Genomic DNA, 16213 nt, shown 5'->3' with positions numbered 1-16213 from the left:
GCGAAGCGGGGTGGTCCTGATCGTCGTCGTGGTCGGAGCCGCGATCATCCGCGCCGGCCGGCTGCTGGCCGCCCAGCGGGCCGAGCCGCCGCGGCTGGCGGGCGGCTGGGAGCTGCCGGGCGGCAAGGTCGATCCGGGGGAGTCGGAGGAGGACGCGCTCGTCCGCGAGTGCCACGAGGAACTGGGCGTCAAGGTCGGGCTGGGCGCGCGGATCGGCGGCGACTGGCCGCTGAGCGACGAGGGCAGCGTGCTGCGGGTCTGGACCGCCGAGATCCTCGAAGGCGAGCCGGCGGCCCTGGAACATCTCGCGCTGCGCTGGCTGGGCCCCGCCGAGCTGTACGAGGTCGACTGGCTGCCGGGCGACCTGCCCGTCATCGGCGCCCTGCACGACCACCTCCGCTGACGGTGAGGATGCAGGCGAGTACCTCGCCCGGGTCTGACCCATCGGCTGACTGACCTTCATCCGCCTCAGCCGAACGGCCGGCCGCACCGGCGTGGCCGGCCGTGAACGCGTCGGTCAGGCCCCGAGGAGTGCGGCCAGCAGTTGCCTTCCCCGGGGCCAGGAGCCGAGGCCGCTGTCGGCGTTGATGTGGCCGGCGTCGCCCAGGTCGACGAGGTCCGCGCCCCAGGCCGCGGCGAACTCCTCCGTCCGGTCAAAGGACATGTACGGATCGTCGCGGCTGCCCACCACGGTCGTACGGAACGGAAGTGCGGCGCGGGGAATGGGGGCGAACGACCCCAGCGGAAGGTCCGGCAGGCGTTCCACGTCGGCGGGTGCGACCAGCAGGGCGCCCCGCACCCGGTCCCGGGCCCGCTCCGGGTCGGCCACCGCCCACCGTACGGCGGTGATGCAGCCGAGGCTGTGGGCGACCAGGGCGACCTCGCCGGGCTCGGCGGCGACCGCCTCGTCCAGCGCCGACACCCAGTCGTCCACGAGGGGGAACGACCAGTCGCGCTGCTCCACCCGGCGGTGGTCCGGGTGCTCCCGCTCCCACCGGGACTGCCAGTGCTCGGGACCGGAGTTCTCATAACCGGGCAGGACGAGAACCGTTGTCATGGCGGCGATCCTAGATCCTCGCCTGGAATAAGGCCCTATCGCGGGATGTTGGCTTCGCCGTGGGGGGTCGAAGGTGACCCGCCCCGCACCTTCTGTGGTAAGTGCCGCCGCCGGCGGCCCCGTAGAATCGACCGTGCCGCGCCCCGTCTGCGGCGGCTCCATCACCCAGACCCCAAGGCGAGAACGCATGCCCATCTCCACGCGCGACGATCTCCGTAACGTCGCGATCGTTGCTCATGTCGACCACGGGAAGACCACCCTGGTCGACGCGATGCTCTGGCAGTCCGGAGCCTTCCGCGCCAACCAGGACGTCGACGAGCGCGTCATGGATTCCAATGACCTGGAGCGGGAGAAGGGCATCACCATCCTGGCCAAGAACACCGCGATCCGCCGGGACGGGATGACGATCAACATCATCGACACCCCGGGGCACGCCGACTTCGGCGGCGAGGTGGAGCGCGGGCTGTCCATGGTGGACGGGGTGGTGCTGCTGGTGGACGCCAGCGAGGGGCCGCTGCCGCAGACCCGGTTCGTGCTGCGCAAGGCGCTGGCCGCGCGGCTGCCGGTGATCCTGGTGGTCAACAAGACCGACCGGCCGGACGCGCGGATCGACGAGGTCGTCGACGAGACCTACGAGCTGTTCATGGACCTCGACGCCGCCGAGGACCAGATCGACTTCCCGATCGTGTACGCCTCGGGCCGGGCCGGGCGGGCCTCGCTGACCAAGCCCGGCAACGGCGAGCTGCCCGACAGCCCGGACCTGGAGCCGCTGTTCACCACGATCCTGCAGACCATCCCGGCGCCCACCTACGACCCGGACACCCCACTGCAGGCGCACGTCACCAACCTGGACGCCTCCAACTTCCTGGGCCGCATCGCGCTGTGCCGCGTGCACGCCGGCACCCTGAAGAAGGGGCAGCAGGTCGCCTGGTGCCGCCATGACGGCGGGACCGAGCGGGTCAAGATCACCGAGCTGCTGATGACCGAGGCGCTGGAGCGCAGGCCCGCCGACGAGGCCGGCCCCGGCGACATCGTCGCCATCGCCGGCATCCCGGACATCATGATCGGCGACACCCTGGCCGACCCCGACGACCCGCGCCCGCTGCCGCTGATCACGGTGGACGAGCCGGCCATCTCGATGGTGCTGGGCACCAACACCGGCCCGATGGCCGGCCGGGAGAAGGGCACCAAGGTCACCGCCCGGATGGTCAAGGACCGCCTCGACCGCGAGCTGGTCGGCAACGTGTCGATCCGGGTGCTGCCCACCGAGCGGCCGGACGCCTGGGAGGTGCAGGGCCGCGGCGAGCTGGCGCTGGCCATCCTGGTGGAGAACATGCGCCGGGAGGGCTACGAGCTGACCGTCGGCAAGCCCCAGGTGGTCACCCGCGAGATCGACGGCAGGAGGCACGAGCCGGTCGAGCGGCTGACGGTGGACATCCCCGAGGAGCACCTCGGCGCGGTCACCCAGCTGCTGGCGGTGCGCAAGGGCCGGATGGAGCACATGGCCAACCACGGCACCGGCTGGGTGCGCATGGAGTTCCTGGTCCCCGCCCGCGGCCTGATCGGCTTCCGCACCGAGTTCCTGACCGACACCCGCGGCACCGGCATGGCGCACCACGTGTTCGAGGCGTACGAGCCCTGGTTCGGCGACCTGCGCACCCGCCCGTCCGGCTCGCTGGTGGCCGACCGGGCCGGCGCGGCGACCGCGTTCGCCATCACCAACCTGCAGGAGCGCGGCACCTTCTTCGTGGGCCCGGGCACCGAGGTGTACGAGGGCATGATCGTGGGCGAGAACTCCCGCGCCGACGACATGGACGTCAACATCACCAAGGAGAAGAAGCTCACCAACATGCGCTCCTCCACCGGTGACGAGCTGGAGCGGCTGACTCCGCCGCGGGTGCTGTCCCTGGAGGAGGCGCTGGAGTTCATCCGCGAGGACGAGTGCGTCGAGGTGACGCCCGGCGCGATCCGGATCCGCAAGGTGGTGCTGGACGCCAAGGAGCGCGAGCGCACCCGCGCCCGCGCCAAGCGCTCCGGCTGAGCCGGCCCGGCGACGAAGAGCCCGCCCCGCGCGAGCGCGAGGCGGGCTCTTCGGTTGCTGCCGGACTCGTCAGCGCAGCGTGCGGCTGTCGCGGATGTCCTTGATGTCCTCGCTGATCTTGAACATGACGATGAGCAGTTCCAGCCACACCCGGGTGACCATCACGTACAGGAACCAGATGATGGGGGCGGCGATGATGATCAGGAGTCCCACCACCGCGCCGCTGTCGTCACCGGAGGCCATCGCGGCGAAGCCGAAGATGATGTAACCGATCGCGAACAGCGTCAGCAGGATGAGCGACACCACGTAGAGGAACTTCACCAGCTTCGGCGCGATGAAATTGTCGAAGCTGAAGTCGAAGAGCGATCCGAAGAAGCCCTTGTCGTTGTCGTAGCGCGGACCCGCGGGCTGCTGGTACGCGGCGGGTTGGGGTGGGTAGGGCTGCCCGGGCTGCTGCCAGCCGGGGGGCTGACCCGGACCGTAGGGGGTACCCATCGGTGAACTCCTGACTGCGGTGTCGTCCGTATGCGCGCGGGGTATGCGACGCATGACCCTACCGGACCCATATGCCGGTGTGCCGCTGCGAAAGCGAACACTGACCGGAATGTTGGCGACCGGTGATCAGGCCGTCGCCTCGCTTGGACGGTTCAGGCCAGTTGTACGGTTCCGGTGACGTCGGCGGCCAGCCGGAGCTGGTCGCCGTCGCGCAGCGGCGCCTCCACGCCGCGCGGCAGCCGCTCGCCGTTCACGAACGTCCCGTTGGTGGAGCCCTCGTCCCGGACCCAGGCCGTGCCGGACGGGTCGAGCCACACCGTCGAGTGCCGCCGTGACACGTTGTCGTACTGGGTGAACGTGGACGCAACGGGGGACTGGCCGGCGTCGCGGCCCAGCACCAGGTGCTGGCCCACCGAGATCTTCAGCTCCCCGGACGGGAAGACCACCCGCAGCACGGGGGCCTGCTGGCGCAGCGGGCGCAGGCAGTTGTCGCACTGGGCGGCCGCCGGATTGCTCAGCACCGCCTCGCAGTGCGGGCACATGAACGCCGTGCTGTCGGGGGACCCGCGGTGCCCGGCCTCGTCGGGTGGCAGTAGCGTCGCCTCCCGGCCGTGCGGCGGGGGCGTGAGCGGCCGGCCGCCGTGCTGGGGGGGCGGCATCTGGTGGTCGGCCGGGCCGTGCGGCATCCCCTGCTGGTACGGGGCCTGGTGCTGGGGGGCCTGCTGGTGCGGCGCCTGATGCTGCGCGGGCCCTTGGTGCGGGGACGCCTGATGCTGCTGGGCCGGCGGCCACCCCTCCTGGGCGGGAGGCCAGTCCTGGGCCGGCGCCTGTCCGCCGCCCTGTGCGGGCGGCCAGTCCTGACCGGCTCCTTGCGCTCCCTGGCCCTGGGCGGGCGGCCAGCCCTGGTCGGCCCCTTGCGCTCCTTGACCTTGCGCGGGCGGCCAGCCCTGACCGGCTCCTTGCGCTCCCTGGCCTTGCGCGGGCGGCCAGCCCTGGTCGGCTCCTTGCGCTCCCTGGCCCTGCGCCGGGGGCCAGTCCTGACCGGCTCCCTGCCCGCCCTGGGCGGGAGCCCACTGGGGGCCGTGCCCCTGGTCCGCCGGCGGGGGCTGCTGGTGATGCGGCTGCGGAGACCGCCAGTCCTCGGCGGGCTGCTCGTGCCGGCCACCGTGCGGGCCGGCATGCCGGCCCTGTTGGTGGGGCGCCTGCTGCTGAGGCGGCGGCGCCCATGCGTCCTGCTGCGGCGGCCACGCGTCCTGCTGCCCCTGCTGGGGCTGGTGGCCGTGCTGCGGCGGGGCCTGGTGGGGCTGGTGCTGAGGTGGGCCGTAGCCGTGCGGCGGAGGCTGCTGCTCGCTCGTCGGCGCGTGCCGGCGCGCTCCCCCGACCCGGGCCAGGTTCGCCCCGCAGGACATGCACAACAGATCACCGGGCTGGAACGGCTCGTCGCAGATGGGACAGGTGGGACTGCTCATGGCCGCCAGGACACCTCCCCCGAACGTACTCCGGCCTGCTCCAGCATCGACGCCAGGTGAGACATGTCACCTCGTCGCGGGATACCGATGTAGTACACCCGCCTTCCCTCCGGCCCTTCGTCAACGGACACCTGTACCCGTGGCCGCCCTTCCGCGGAAGGAGCGGCACCCTCGGGCCCTTCGCCGCCGATCGGCGACCCGTACCGTTCACGACCCAGGGCGGTCAGTGGCACGATGCGTTGGTTTGCCGACCCCTTCCAGAGTAGAGAGCCCTCACCGGGGCGTCCCCCCTCGGCCCCCACGGGATTGAGCCGGTCGATGTACGGCCCCGTGACGACGGCGTCGCACAGGTCCAAGATGTCGCGGGTCGCCGCCGAACGCGAGAGCCGAGAGTAGACATATCCACTGTAGACGAGTATGTCCATCGGAAGGTTCGCCCTCCAGCGGTGGATTCCCCGCAGCAGCGCCGCCAGCGCCTCGGGTTGCTGGAACGGCTCCCCGCCGGAGATCGTCACCCCGTCCGGCCGGACGGGCAGCGACTCCAGCCAACCGAGCACCGCGTCGACCGGCACGGCCGTCCCCGGGTCGGCCTCCCAGGTGTCCCGCGACAGGCAGCCGGGGCAGTGCAGCGTGCAGCCCTGCGTCCAGACGCCCGCCCGCCTTCCGGGACCCAGCGTGGTGACCGGATAGTGCGCCTTGGCCAGCAGCAGCGGCGGTGCCGGGCTCATAGCAGTTCCAGCTGGACGATGCCGCCCCTGCGTTCGATCCCGGCCACCGTGATCCGCTCGTCGCCCGCCAGCTCCCGGTCGAACAGGGCGCGCGCCAGCGGGTTGACGAAGTGCGACTCCAGCGCCATCCCGATGCCCCGGCCGCCCTTGTCCAGCTCGCCGGTGCACCACTCACGCAACGTCTTGCGGACCTCGCCCTTGATGGTCAGCGACAGCCGGTGCTCGTCGGCGACCCGACGGCAGATGTTGGCCAGCTGCAGATCGAAGATCCGGTCGGCGGCCTCGGCCGAGATGAAGTTGAACACCACGATGTTGTCGCCGAACCGGTTCAGCAGCTCCGGCCGGTTCAGCACGGCGGTGAAGTGATCGGAGATGGCGCCCTTGAGCTTGGTCTCGATCTCGTCGTACGACATGCCGGGATGGATGTTCTGCACCCGCGTGCCGGGGGAGAAGCCGGTCTCCGGCCGGGTGGCGCCGGGCAGGGCGGGCGCCTCCACGTACATCCCCAGGTTCGAGGTGAAGATCAGGATCGCCTCGGAGAAGTGCACGGTGTTGCCGCGCCCGTCGGTCAGCCGCCCGTCCTCCAGGATCTGCAGGAACTTGTCCAGGATCCGCGGGTGCGCCTTCTCGATCTCGTCGAACAGGATCACCCGGAACGGGTCCTCGCGGATCGCGTTGGTCAGCTCCCCGCCGGCCTCGTGCCCCACATAGCCGGGCGGCGCCCCGATCAGCCGCTCGCCGGCGTGGTCGGAAGAGAACTCGCTCATGTCGAAGCGCAGGTACGCCGACTCGTCCCCGAAGATCAGCTCGGTGATCGCCTTGGCCAGCTCGGTCTTGCCGGTGCCGGTGGGCCCGGCGAAGAACAGCACCCCGCGCGGCCGGCTGCCGGACCGGGTGGCCTGGGCGCCCGACAGCCCCAGCACCGCCCGCTTGAGGATGTCCAGGGTCTTGGTGACCGCCTGCGGCTGGCCGACCACCCGCTCGGGCACCTTGCTCTCGCCCTCCAGCACCCGCCGCCGCAGATGGCCCCGGCTCCACGGGTTGTCCAGCACGCCCAGCTTGTAGGTGCGTACCGCATCGGGAAGCTCGGTCAGGGCGACATTGCGCTCGCGGGCCAGCCGGGTGATCTCGATCATCGACTGCAGGGTCAGCCCGTCGGCCTGCTCGGCGAACGCGTCGCACGCCTCGGCCGCCACCGGGTCGGCGCCGACGTCGGGCACTCCGAAGGCCCGGGCCAGCAGCCGGGCGGTCTCCTGCCGGTCGCCCAGATGCGGCCGCGGGATGGTGATCTCCCGGATGTTCTCGTTGCCGGTGGTCAGCCAGGGCGGCAGGTCGCCGGGCCGTTCCACCAGCCAGATGACCGGGTTGTACAGCGGCTTGGGCCGCGGCCCGGCCACCCGCACCGGACGGGCGGTGCGCGACAGGCGCTCGCAGTACCGGAAGAAGTCCCGCTCGGCCGGCTCCAGGTCGGTGGGGGTGCGCGCGATCCGCGACGCCGAGTCGATCACGAATGCGGCGCGCACGTTGTCGGCCGGCCTGGCCACGGCCGCCAGCTGCCGGGTCAGCGCCTCCAGCGACGGCTTGTCCTCCGGCTTGAGCTTGCCCAGCAGCCGCTCGGCCGCCGCGGCCGCCGCGTCGCCGGCCTCGTCGTCGGTGTCGGGGTGCACCAGCAGCCCGTCCACCGGGTCGTACACCACCAGGCAGGAGAAGCCGCTGGACCGCAGCGACTCCCACAGCAGGTCGCGCAGCGGCAGCAGCCCGGCCGGCCCGCCCTCGGCGGGCGGCGCCAGGAAGCTGTCGTGCAGGTTCCCCGACAGGACGTACTGCGAGTGCACCGACAGCGTGGCGTCCAGTTCCCGGATGAACGCCGGCCAGCCCTGCAGCCGTCCCCCCAATGTCGGTGACTCGGTCATGATTCGCGCTCCCGCCCGCGCTCCCGTGCTCGTTGCCTGGTCCGGGCTCTAGTCTGCCGTGCCTGCGCGGCCACCGGCAGTTCGTGGTCGCCCGGCTCGATCCGCCAGGTCACGGTGGAGTCGATCCCGGCGGCGGCCAGCCGCTCGCGGGCCGCCTCGAAGGCCGCGCACCACTCGCGCTCGCGCTCGGCGTCCCGGCGCCGGTCGTCCTCGCTGCGCGGGGCCCGGGTACGGACCATCGCCGCCCTGATCGTACGGGCGTCCTCGACGCGCATCTTCACGCTGTGGTCGGGCCAGCCGCCCCGGCTGAGGACCACGGTGCCGTCCCGGGCGGTCAGCGTCTCGAACCCGGCGTCGACCTCATAGCCCAGCTCCTCGAAGGCGGTGGTCACGGCGTCCAGCACGTACCGCCGCTCGGCCTCGGCCTGCTCGGCGGCGTCCCGTTCGGCCGCCTGCCGCCGTTCGGCCTCCCGGCGCTCGGCGGTGCGCTCGTTGGCGGTCTGCACGCGCAGCCGTACCTCGGTGAGCAGCGCCTCGGCCTCGGCGTCGGTGGCCGCGCCGGGCAGCCGGCCGGCGGCCTCGGCGACGAACTCCCGGTCGGCGGCGGCGGTGTCCGGCGCCAGCCTGGCCAGCACCCGGACCAGCGTCTCGGCGCGGTGACCGGCCTGGTCGGCGCGGCCGACGTCGCCCGGCGCGGGCGCCGGCGCGTCGAGGTCGGCGCGCAGCCCGTCGGCCGGGACGCCGAAGACCTTCGCCGCGACACCGGCGGCCGCCTGCTCCCGGATCCGCCGTTCGGCCTCGGCCAGTGCCCGGTCGGTGGCGGCGCACCAGGCGGCCAGCTCCTCGGGAGAGCCGTCGCCGGGCGGCAGCGGCGCGGGCAGCGGCACCCGCGTCCCGGTCTCGCGCTGCGCCTCGGCGAGCACGGCGATCCGGGCGTTGCGGTCGATCACCTCCCGCACGGCGCGGTCCTGGCGCTCGGCCTCGGCCAGCGCGGCGGCGCGCGCATCGGCCCGGCCCTGGGCCAGCGCCGCCAGCGCCTGCGCCCCGGCCGCGGTCAGCCCGGCGGCCCGGCCCGCCACCCGGGTCATCCCCAGGCTGAGGACGACCGCCGCGTCCAGCGCGATATCGGCCTCGACCCCACTGCTCATACAGTTCCTCCAGGCGCCGAGGGCATCAGGGCGTCCCGAGGGACGCCTGCCTGGCGCGCTCGTGTTCGGCCTTCCAATGGTGCAGTCGTACCCCGGCCGCGATCGCGTGCGCGACGGGCACCATGACCAGCACCAGCAGCCACAGCAGCCCGGCCAGCGCCGTCAGCAGGCTCACCAGCAGCAGGATGATCAGCAGGGGGACGATCCCGGCGAGCAGCAGCAGCCCGCAGCCCCGCCGCCCGGTGGTGCGGGCGGACGCCGACATGGTCTGCGACGCCCGGGAAAGCCCCCGGCCGCCCGCACCGAGCACCTTGGACAGCCACGACCAGGGACCGTAGGGGAGATAGTCGCCGCCCTGCCGGCGGGCCAGCAGCACCTCCGCACCGCACTGGGCGGCCCAGGCGAGCAGCGAAACCGCTGCCAACAGCCCGAACGGCACTCTGGCAGAGGACTCGAAGCCGCCGTACCCTTGCACTCCGTCGTCTTCACCACCGCCGGAGATCGAGCCCACCACCAAGCTGCCGAAGAGCCACAGGGCCAGGAGGGGGAGGGTCCACAGGACGGCGCGGGTCATGGCGGCGCCGCGGCCGGACAGGCGTTGTCGTTCGCGTTCGGCCCAGTGCCGTTCGCGTTCGGCGAGCCGCCGTTCGGTGACCTGGCGCTCCTGGGCGACGGCCTGGGCGGCCAGGGCGGCGTCGGACCCGGCCCGCACCACCGCCAGCAGCCGCAGCGGGTCGCCGCCCCGCGGGTCGTCTGCTCCGGCCCAGGCCGCCAGCTGGTCGAACCACGGCACCGGTTCCCGCACGGCGGCGCGGGCCCGTCTCGCGGCGTCAGCCAGCAACGATGCGGTCTGCCCAGGGGCGGCAGCCAGCGCCAGCAGGGTCAGCAGCACCACCGGCGGCTCGTCGGCTGGGACGCCGGGGCGGCCCGAACCGGGGCCCGGCTCACCGGCGTCCGGTAGGTGCACCGTCCCGGCGAACGGGCTGGGCGCCTGCGGCCCGGCGCCGCCGCGCAACCAGCCGACCAGCCGGTTCCACTCGGCGACGTGCACCCGCCACCGGTCGTCGATTCGGCGCAGGTCCGCCGCCCCCTCGAACGCCGCCAGCTCGGGCAGCAGCCGGTGCTCCCACAGCGCCCGGCCGATGAGGCAGGCGGTGCGGTGGTCGGGATGACCCGGATCCCCCGCCAGCGCGGCGAGCCCGGGCAGGTCGCCGGCGCCCACCCGGCGGCCCAGGTAGTGCGGCGGCAGCGCGGGATCCAGCCAGCGCACCAGGTGCAGCACCTTGACGTCCGGCGGCAGGGCGGTCGTCAGATAGCCGTCGATCAGCTCGATGCGGCCGTCGTCGGGGAATCCGGCCAGCCAATCCCGCAGTGCCCGCCAGGCCTCTCCGCGCTCGCCCCGAGCGAAGAAGTAGCGGGCTGCCTCGTCCCACCGTTCCACCAGAGCGCGGGCCAGCTCGGCCCGGTCGGTGAAGCGCCGTCCGGCGAACGGCAGCCCCGGACCGGCGGCCGGCGCCGGCCGGTCGAAGGAGGCGGGCGACTCGGCGGCGACGGGCGGGCTCTGTCCCTCCAGCCAGCCGGTGACCTGGGCGGCGGTCCAGCGGTGCCGGGGGTCGCGGGCCAGCAGCCCCTGGCACAGCAGCCGCAGCCGCGGGTCGGCCACGTCGGAGTTGTCGATCGGCCGGGTGGCCAGGTGGTCGACCACCACGGTCTCGCTCATCCCGGCGAACGGCGGCCGGCCGGTGGCCAGCTCCCGCACGATCATGCCCAGCGACCACCAGTCCCGGGCCGGGGACACCTGCCCGGACAGCGACTCGGGGGCGGCGTAGGCCAGCGTCCGGGACGAGGAGGCGAACACCACGCTCTGGTCCAGCACCTTGCTGAGCCCGAAGTCGGTGATCGCCACCTGTAGGGGATCGGTGCCGGTGAGCAGGATGTTCTCGGGTTTGAGGTCGCGGTGCACGATGCCCGCCCGGTGCAGCGCGTCCAGCCCGGCGGCCAGCTGCGCCACGATCGCGGCGACCGTGTCCGGCGGCAGCGGCGCGCCCATCACCGCGCGCAGGTTGCCGGCGGGCGCGTACTCGCTCAGCTCGTAGTCGCGGCCGTCGGCGTGCCCGTTCTCCAGGATCCGCACCACGTGCGGGGAGCCGAGCGCCGGCAGCTTGGCCCACACGTCACGGTCGGCGGCGTATCCCCGCCGGAACACCTTGACCACGTACCGGACGCCGGCCGCGTCCCGGACCAGCAGCAGGTCCGACTCGGCTCCCTGGACGGGCAGCTCGCCGACCACGGCGAAGCGCTCGGCCAGCGATCCGGGCAGTCGGATCAGCGGGTCGGCGGGCGCTGTGGGGACGTCCCGGCGGGTGGCCGCGGGGCCGGGGGCGGGCGCCTCCGGAGCGTGCGGATCGCGGTGCGTCACGCCGGGGTCCCGCCGCGTCCGGTGCGGGAACTCCTCGAACTCGGCCACTTACCGCTCCGTTGATGCCGCTGTGACTCCGGTGAGCCTAACGTGCCGGTTCAGATCTTGTCCTTGATGACCCGCAGGTGTTCGACGCCCTTGAAGCGGACCACCACGGCCTCCATCACGATCCGTACCATCAGCGCCTCGAACAGCCACACCAGCGGGGTCGCGATGACCGTCATCAGGCCCCAGGCCCAGCCGTCCTCCCAGGTCAGTATCCACAGCCCGAGGGCCAGGAAGACCAGGCACTGCATGCTGATGAGCAGCAGGGCGACGACGTACCAGAGCCTGATCAGCTTGGGTGTCACCAGGTGGTCGAAGCGGGTGTCCAGGAGCGCGCCGATCACGCCCTTCTCCCGGGGCGCCGGCCGTCCGCCCGCCCAGCCGGCCGTGCCCGGGCCGGGCGGTGGCCCGGTCGGCCGTGCCCCCTGCGGCGGCTGCGCGCCCGGACCGGGAACGGGACCCGGGCCGTGACCGCCCGGGGCGGGGCCCGGGCCCTGACCGCCTCCAGGACCGGGGCCGGGCCCGTAGCCTGGGCCGCGGTTGTGGGGGCCGGGGGGGTTGCTCATCGCCTTGGTCTCCCTGGGACGCGCGTGCGGGGCCGCCGGCACGGCGACATGCCGACTCTAGAACGGTTCCCGCGCGGCGGGGTGTGACGCGCCCGGCGCTGTCACATCTCGGTGACGTGTCACGGCCGTCATCGCGCCCGTCTCCGGCCGTCGGCGGTGGCCGCAAATGGCGGCGGGCGTGTTGGGCAAACCGGCGCGGAGCGACCCCTCATTGTTGCGCCGAACAATGGGCCCGTGGGCCCAAAACAGGTCCCAATCCAGGACCGGGCCCCGGGTCCCCCGGGAGCCCCGCAGGCCATGCGCGGCCGCCTGTCCGGCCGACGACGTGCATCGATCGCCGCCGGGACGGGGCACATTGTTCAATTGGCGCGGGCCGGGCCGACAAAATGTTCACTTGTGCCCAAATCGGTAGGGGGGTTATCGTCGTCTGGCCCCCGGTCCCCGTCTCTTCGGAGGGCATGTCGGGCGTCCCGGAAAGGGAGAGGAAGCGGTGCGATGAGGCCCATGGACCGCCCGAGGCGCCGGTGACCGCGGTCCTGGTGGCGGTGGACGTGCCCAGCTGCGGAGTGATTCGGGAGGTGCGGGCTGGCCGGCTGACCACCGGTGACGCCGCCGAGCCCGAGGTCACCGCGTTCATCGACCGGCTGGCTCGGGCGCTGCGGGGCCACCGGGCCGCCCTGGTGCTCTACCCCTCCTGGCGGCCCGAGCCCACCGAGCGCCTCGTCCGGCTGGCCCGCGGCGTGCTGCGCACCGACCGGATCGCCGCCGTGCCGCTGGATCTGCCGCCCCTCGCGCTGTCCCTGATCGCCGACCAGCTCGCCTACATGGCCCGCCACGTCGCCCCCGGTGTGCTGACCGGGCTCGCCCGGCGGCTGGCGGCGGAGGTGGTCGCGGGCGCGTGGGTCAACAGCGTGGCCAGGCTGGAGCACATCGAGACCGGGCTCGGCCCGCACCTGTCCTCCTACCTGCCCGGCAGCGCGTTCATGGTGACCGCGGGTGCGCAGGCGGGCGTGCACCGCATCACCGAGGGCGCGCCGGTGGCGCGGCTAAACACCCGTCCCACGGACCCGGTGGTCGTACTGGCCAGCACCGGTGACGCCGATCCTTCCTGGTTGCACACCGCGTTCAAGCCGCACATCGCCGCCGCCGTGGTGACTCTCGTAGAGCCCCAGCCGCTCAGCCCGGTCTACTGGGGCACCCGCAAGTACGTCGAGTTCGTGGCCTTCAGCGGGCATCCCGGCGCCCTGACCCGCGCCGCTCGGGCGGCCAAGGGCCGTCCGTGCCGATGGTGCGGCGAGGTCACCGCCCTGACCGTCTGCGCGTTCTGCTCGATGGTGCAGCCCCCGCCGCCCCGTCGCCCCCCGTCCCGGCCGAGCGCCCCCGCGCCCGGCTGGCACCCCCGGGGCGCCGGGCCCGCGCAGGGGACGCAGACCAACGGGTCCGTTCAGGGCCCACGGGCCGCCGGGCCCGCCCGGGCACCCCGGGCGGCAGGTCCTCCCCAGCCGGTGTGGCGTCCTCCACCGGCATCGCACACCCAGCAGGCCCCGCCCGCCCGATCTGCCCAGCGGGTGCCGCCACCCCAGGCAGTCCGGCCCGCCGGGACGGAACGGCACAGGGCCTCGCAGCCGCGGATCTCCACGTCCCAGCCGGTACGTCCCGCCTGACGCCGTAGGCCCGACAAGCCCGTCCCCGGTGTCCCTCCCGATCGAGAAACGGAGTCGAATGAACCCCCGCCAGCGACGTGGAGTGCTGCTGATGGTCCTGGCCGGCATCGGCGCCGTCGCGGTCTTCATGAGCATCGTCGGGTACGTCGGCTCGGTCCGCGCCGAGATCGGGGACATGATCTCCGTGCTGCGGCTCAGACAGCCGGTGACCGCCTATGAGCCGATCAACGTGCAGGCACTGGAACGGGTCCAGGTGCCGCGCCGCTGGGCACCGACCACCATGATCTCCAACCCGGTCGAGTTGCAGGGCAAGGTGGCCGCCGCCGATCTGCAGGCCGGCACGCATCTGCAGCGCGGCATGGTGGTGGCGGCCCCGACCCTGCAGCCGGGTGAACGTGAGATCGCCATCATGATCGACGCCGAGACCGGAGTGGCCGGCAAGGTCCGGCCCGGCATGCACGTCGACATCTACGCCACCTTCTCCGAACAGCAGCAGCAGCGGCAGCGCACCTGCGCGGCCCGGGTGATCAAGCAGGCGCTAGTCATCCAGGTCGGCCGGTTGCAGGAGCAGCGCGAAGGCCAGAACGCCGGTGACGTCAACCGAGTGGTGCCGATCACGTTCGCGCTGACCGCCAAGGACAGTCTCAAGCTGACCTACGCCGAAAGCTACGCCGGCAAGGTTCGGCTGGCGCTGATCGGCCAGGGCGACACCGGGCCGAACAAGCTGGCCCCGGTCTGCGACACCCCGTTGGGACAGTGAACGCCGTGATCCGGGTACTCATGGGCAGCGCCGACCGCGACTTGGTGGCCTCGCTGACCACCCAGCTCCACGAGATCTCCGAGGTGACGCTGGCCGGGGTGGAGGGAACCTCGGGCGAGGTCGTGCAGGCGATCGCCGGTGGGCTGCCGGGACTCGACGTGATCCTGCTCCACCAGGAGCTGGGCCCGCAGCCGGCCACTGATCTCATCCGTGAATTGGCCATCCGCCACCCCCACCTGGCCGTGGTGCTGGTCGCAGACGAGGCGACCGCGGCGATCTACGGCGCGGCGATGGCGGCCGGCGCCCGCGGTGTCATCGCCCGGGACTCGACGGTGTCGGAACTGCAGAGCCGGATCGAGTCGGCGGCCGAGTGGTCGCGGAGCATGCGGCGGCACTTCGCCGAGTCCAGCACGGTCACCCGGTCCGGCCGGATGGGCTCCCTGCTGGCGGTCTGCGGTTCCAAGGGCGGTACCGGCGCGACCACACTGGCCGTGCACGTGGCGATGGCGGCGGCGGAGACCGGGCAGTCGGTGTGCCTGGTGGACATGGACCTGCAGAAGGGCGATCTGCCGAGTTATCTGGACATCCACCACCGCCGCAGCATCATCGACCTGATCTCGGTGGCCGAGGACCTGGACGGCACCGCGCTGGCCGAGGCGCTGTTCGTCCACCAGTCGGGTCTGCACCTGCTGCTGGCGCCCCCCAACGGGGAGGATGCCGAGAGCGTTTCGGCCCGGGTCGCCCGGCGGATCCTGGCCGCTCTGCGTTCCCGTTACGACCTGGTCGTGATCGACTGCGGCAGCCACATGTTCGACGGGAACGCGGTGGCCGTGGAACTGGCGGACCGGGTGCTGGTCACCTGCACCCCCGACCTCCCGTCGCTGCGCGGCGCCAAGCGGCTCGGCCGACTGTGGGACCGGCTGGGCATCCGCAAGGAGGAGGACGCCTCGGCCGTCTTCGTCCGGCACCACAAGCGCAACGAGATCCAGCCCGATCTGGCCCGCAAGATGCTCGGCATGCCGCTGCTGGCCGTCACCGTCCCGGCCGACTTCCGGGCTTTGGAGGAGGCCGTCAACACCGGGCTGCCGTCGGCGGTCAGGAGCAACGACTACCGGCGGGCCATCGCCCGGATCGTCGGGGAGCTGGAGTTGGAGGGCGAGCCGGACGGCGCGCCCGACCCGGCCTCCGACAAGGGCGCGTCACTTTACGAGTTCGTGGCGCTCCTCCCGCTGCTCGGCGTGCTGGTTCTGATCGCCTGGCAGATCGTGCTCGTCGGGCTGACGCTCATGCACTCCGGTCATGCCGCCAACGAGGCCGCGCGAGCGGTGTCCGTGCTGGGCTACGACACCCCGGCGGCACAGATGGAGGTGCGCAAGCGGACCGTCGCCCGGATCAGTGGGCCATGGGGCGACGAGGAGCATCTGAGCATCGAGGTCGGTGACGGGTTCGCCAAGGTGACCATCGAGACGCCGGGCGTGGTGCCCGGCTGGTGGACGTCCTTCGACGTCTCCAGCACTTCGCGGATCGTGTACGAGGGCGACGGCGATGACTGACCGGCGGCGCGGGGGTGAGGAGGGCACCGCCTCGGTGGAGCTCGCCGCGATGCTGCCCACCGTGGTGATGATCATGTTGTTCTCGTTCGAGGCGCTGATGGCCGCCTGGACCATCGAGCGGGTGGAGAACGCGGCGCGTACCGGGGCCCGTCTGGCCGGCCAGAGCCAGGATTCCGGCGCCTGTGTTCCGGGAGCGCAGGCCGCCATGCCGGGCTGGCTGAACGACTACTCGGCGTCCGGGACGCCGTCCGGGAACGGCGTCCAGTGCCGGGTCCGGGCCACGGTTCCGGTGCTGTTCCCGGGCGTTCCGTTGGACTTCACCGTCGAACGCACCGTCACCATGCCGCAGGGATGA

At 72.8% G+C, this 16213-nt stretch carries 15 protein-coding genes; 7 read left to right on the top strand and 8 right to left on the bottom strand.

Features of this window, described 5'->3' with window-relative positions; genetic code table 11:
* The first annotated feature begins 10 nt into the window (after positions 1 to 10).
* A complete protein-coding gene (locus C4U03_RS14155) occupies positions 11 to 403 on the top strand; it encodes a (deoxy)nucleoside triphosphate pyrophosphohydrolase (RefSeq protein ID WP_407701428.1) in 393 nt (130 codons plus the stop codon).
* A 114-nt stretch (positions 404 to 517) separates the two neighbouring features.
* Here the strand turns inward: C4U03_RS14155 and C4U03_RS14150 are convergent, their stop codons facing one another.
* Positions 518 to 1057 (bottom strand): RBBP9/YdeN family alpha/beta hydrolase, encoded by a 540-nt coding sequence (locus tag C4U03_RS14150; RefSeq protein ID WP_103938205.1) that lies wholly within the window; start codon positions 1055 to 1057, stop codon positions 518 to 520.
* 187 nt (positions 1058 to 1244) lie between these two features.
* Here C4U03_RS14150 and typA point away from each other — a divergent pair, with 187 nt between their 5' ends.
* Positions 1245 to 3098: a translational GTPase TypA gene (gene typA, locus C4U03_RS14145; protein WP_103938204.1), complete on the top strand. Its 1854-nt coding sequence runs from the start codon at positions 1245 to 1247 to the stop codon at positions 3096 to 3098.
* 69 nt (positions 3099 to 3167) lie between these two features.
* Here the strand turns inward: typA and C4U03_RS14140 are convergent, their stop codons facing one another.
* The gene (locus C4U03_RS14140) at positions 3168 to 3593 is read right to left on the bottom strand and encodes a DUF4282 domain-containing protein (RefSeq protein WP_235017853.1); all 426 of its coding nucleotides are present in this window, start codon (positions 3591 to 3593) and stop codon (positions 3168 to 3170) included.
* A gap of 152 nt (positions 3594 to 3745) precedes the next feature.
* Positions 3746 to 4279, bottom strand: coding sequence for an FHA domain-containing protein (locus tag C4U03_RS40400; protein WP_160146982.1), 534 nt, complete (start codon positions 4277 to 4279; stop codon positions 3746 to 3748).
* Here C4U03_RS40400 and C4U03_RS40395 point away from each other — a divergent pair.
* Positions 4271 to 5122 (top strand): hypothetical protein, encoded by an 852-nt coding sequence (locus tag C4U03_RS40395; RefSeq protein WP_160146981.1) that lies wholly within the window; start codon positions 4271 to 4273, stop codon positions 5120 to 5122. The two genes, C4U03_RS40400 and C4U03_RS40395, sit on opposite strands and share 9 nt — an antisense overlap.
* Here the strand turns inward: C4U03_RS40395 and C4U03_RS14130 are convergent.
* Genes C4U03_RS14130 through C4U03_RS41820 form a run of 5 tightly spaced genes read right to left on the bottom strand, consistent with a single transcriptional unit; the run spans position 5059 to position 11659 of the window.
* Positions 5059 to 5790 carry a 4Fe-4S single cluster domain-containing protein gene (locus tag C4U03_RS14130; protein ID WP_103938201.1) on the bottom strand — a complete coding sequence of 244 codons (732 nt, stop codon included), beginning with the start codon at positions 5788 to 5790 and terminating at the stop codon, positions 5059 to 5061. The two genes, C4U03_RS40395 and C4U03_RS14130, sit on opposite strands and share 64 nt — an antisense overlap.
* Entirely contained in the window at positions 5787 to 7703 is a 1917-nt protein-coding gene (locus C4U03_RS14125; protein WP_103938200.1) for an AAA family ATPase, read from the bottom strand. The genes C4U03_RS14130 and C4U03_RS14125 overlap by 4 nt, the downstream gene beginning before the upstream one ends.
* The gene (locus C4U03_RS14120; protein WP_103938199.1) at positions 7700 to 8851 is read right to left on the bottom strand and encodes a response regulator receiver protein; all 1152 of its coding nucleotides are present in this window, start codon (positions 8849 to 8851) and stop codon (positions 7700 to 7702) included. The genes C4U03_RS14125 and C4U03_RS14120 overlap by 4 nt, the downstream gene beginning before the upstream one ends.
* Positions 8852 to 8876: 25 nt before the next feature.
* Positions 8877 to 11318 carry a serine/threonine-protein kinase gene (locus C4U03_RS14115; protein WP_103938198.1) on the bottom strand — a complete coding sequence of 814 codons (2442 nt, stop codon included), beginning with the start codon at positions 11316 to 11318 and terminating at the stop codon, positions 8877 to 8879.
* Positions 11319 to 11368: 50 nt separating this feature from the next.
* Positions 11369 to 11659, bottom strand: coding sequence for a DUF4282 domain-containing protein (locus tag C4U03_RS41820; protein ID WP_235017852.1), 291 nt, complete (start codon positions 11657 to 11659; stop codon positions 11369 to 11371).
* Positions 11660 to 12405: 746 nt separating this feature from the next.
* Between C4U03_RS41820 and C4U03_RS14105 the strand changes: the two genes are divergently transcribed.
* From C4U03_RS14105 to C4U03_RS14090, 4 genes are read left to right on the top strand one after another with little or no spacing between them, the layout of a single operon-like run.
* On the top strand, positions 12406 to 13545 hold the full coding sequence (locus C4U03_RS14105) for a hypothetical protein (protein ID WP_103938196.1): 1140 nt from the start codon (positions 12406 to 12408) through the stop codon (positions 13543 to 13545).
* Between the two features lie 58 nt (positions 13546 to 13603).
* Positions 13604 to 14305 carry a Flp pilus assembly protein CpaB gene (gene cpaB, locus C4U03_RS14100; protein ID WP_103938195.1) on the top strand — a complete coding sequence of 234 codons (702 nt, stop codon included), beginning with the start codon at positions 13604 to 13606 and terminating at the stop codon, positions 14303 to 14305.
* Positions 14306 to 14310: 5 nt separating this feature from the next.
* The gene (locus C4U03_RS14095; RefSeq protein WP_103938194.1) at positions 14311 to 15858 is read left to right on the top strand and encodes an AAA family ATPase; all 1548 of its coding nucleotides are present in this window, start codon (positions 14311 to 14313) and stop codon (positions 15856 to 15858) included.
* Complete coding sequence (locus C4U03_RS14090) at positions 15851 to 16213, top strand: TadE/TadG family type IV pilus assembly protein (RefSeq protein WP_103938193.1); 363 nt, start codon at positions 15851 to 15853, stop codon at positions 16211 to 16213. Before C4U03_RS14095 ends, C4U03_RS14090 begins: the two co-directional genes overlap by 8 nt.

The sequence above is a fragment of the Thermomonospora echinospora genome (assembly GCF_900108175.1).
Classification (GTDB): Bacteria; Actinomycetota; Actinomycetes; order Streptosporangiales; family Streptosporangiaceae; genus Thermomonospora; species Thermomonospora echinospora.
The sequence above is the reverse complement of the archived record's forward strand: the minus strand, read 5'-3'. Positions and strand labels throughout refer to the sequence as shown.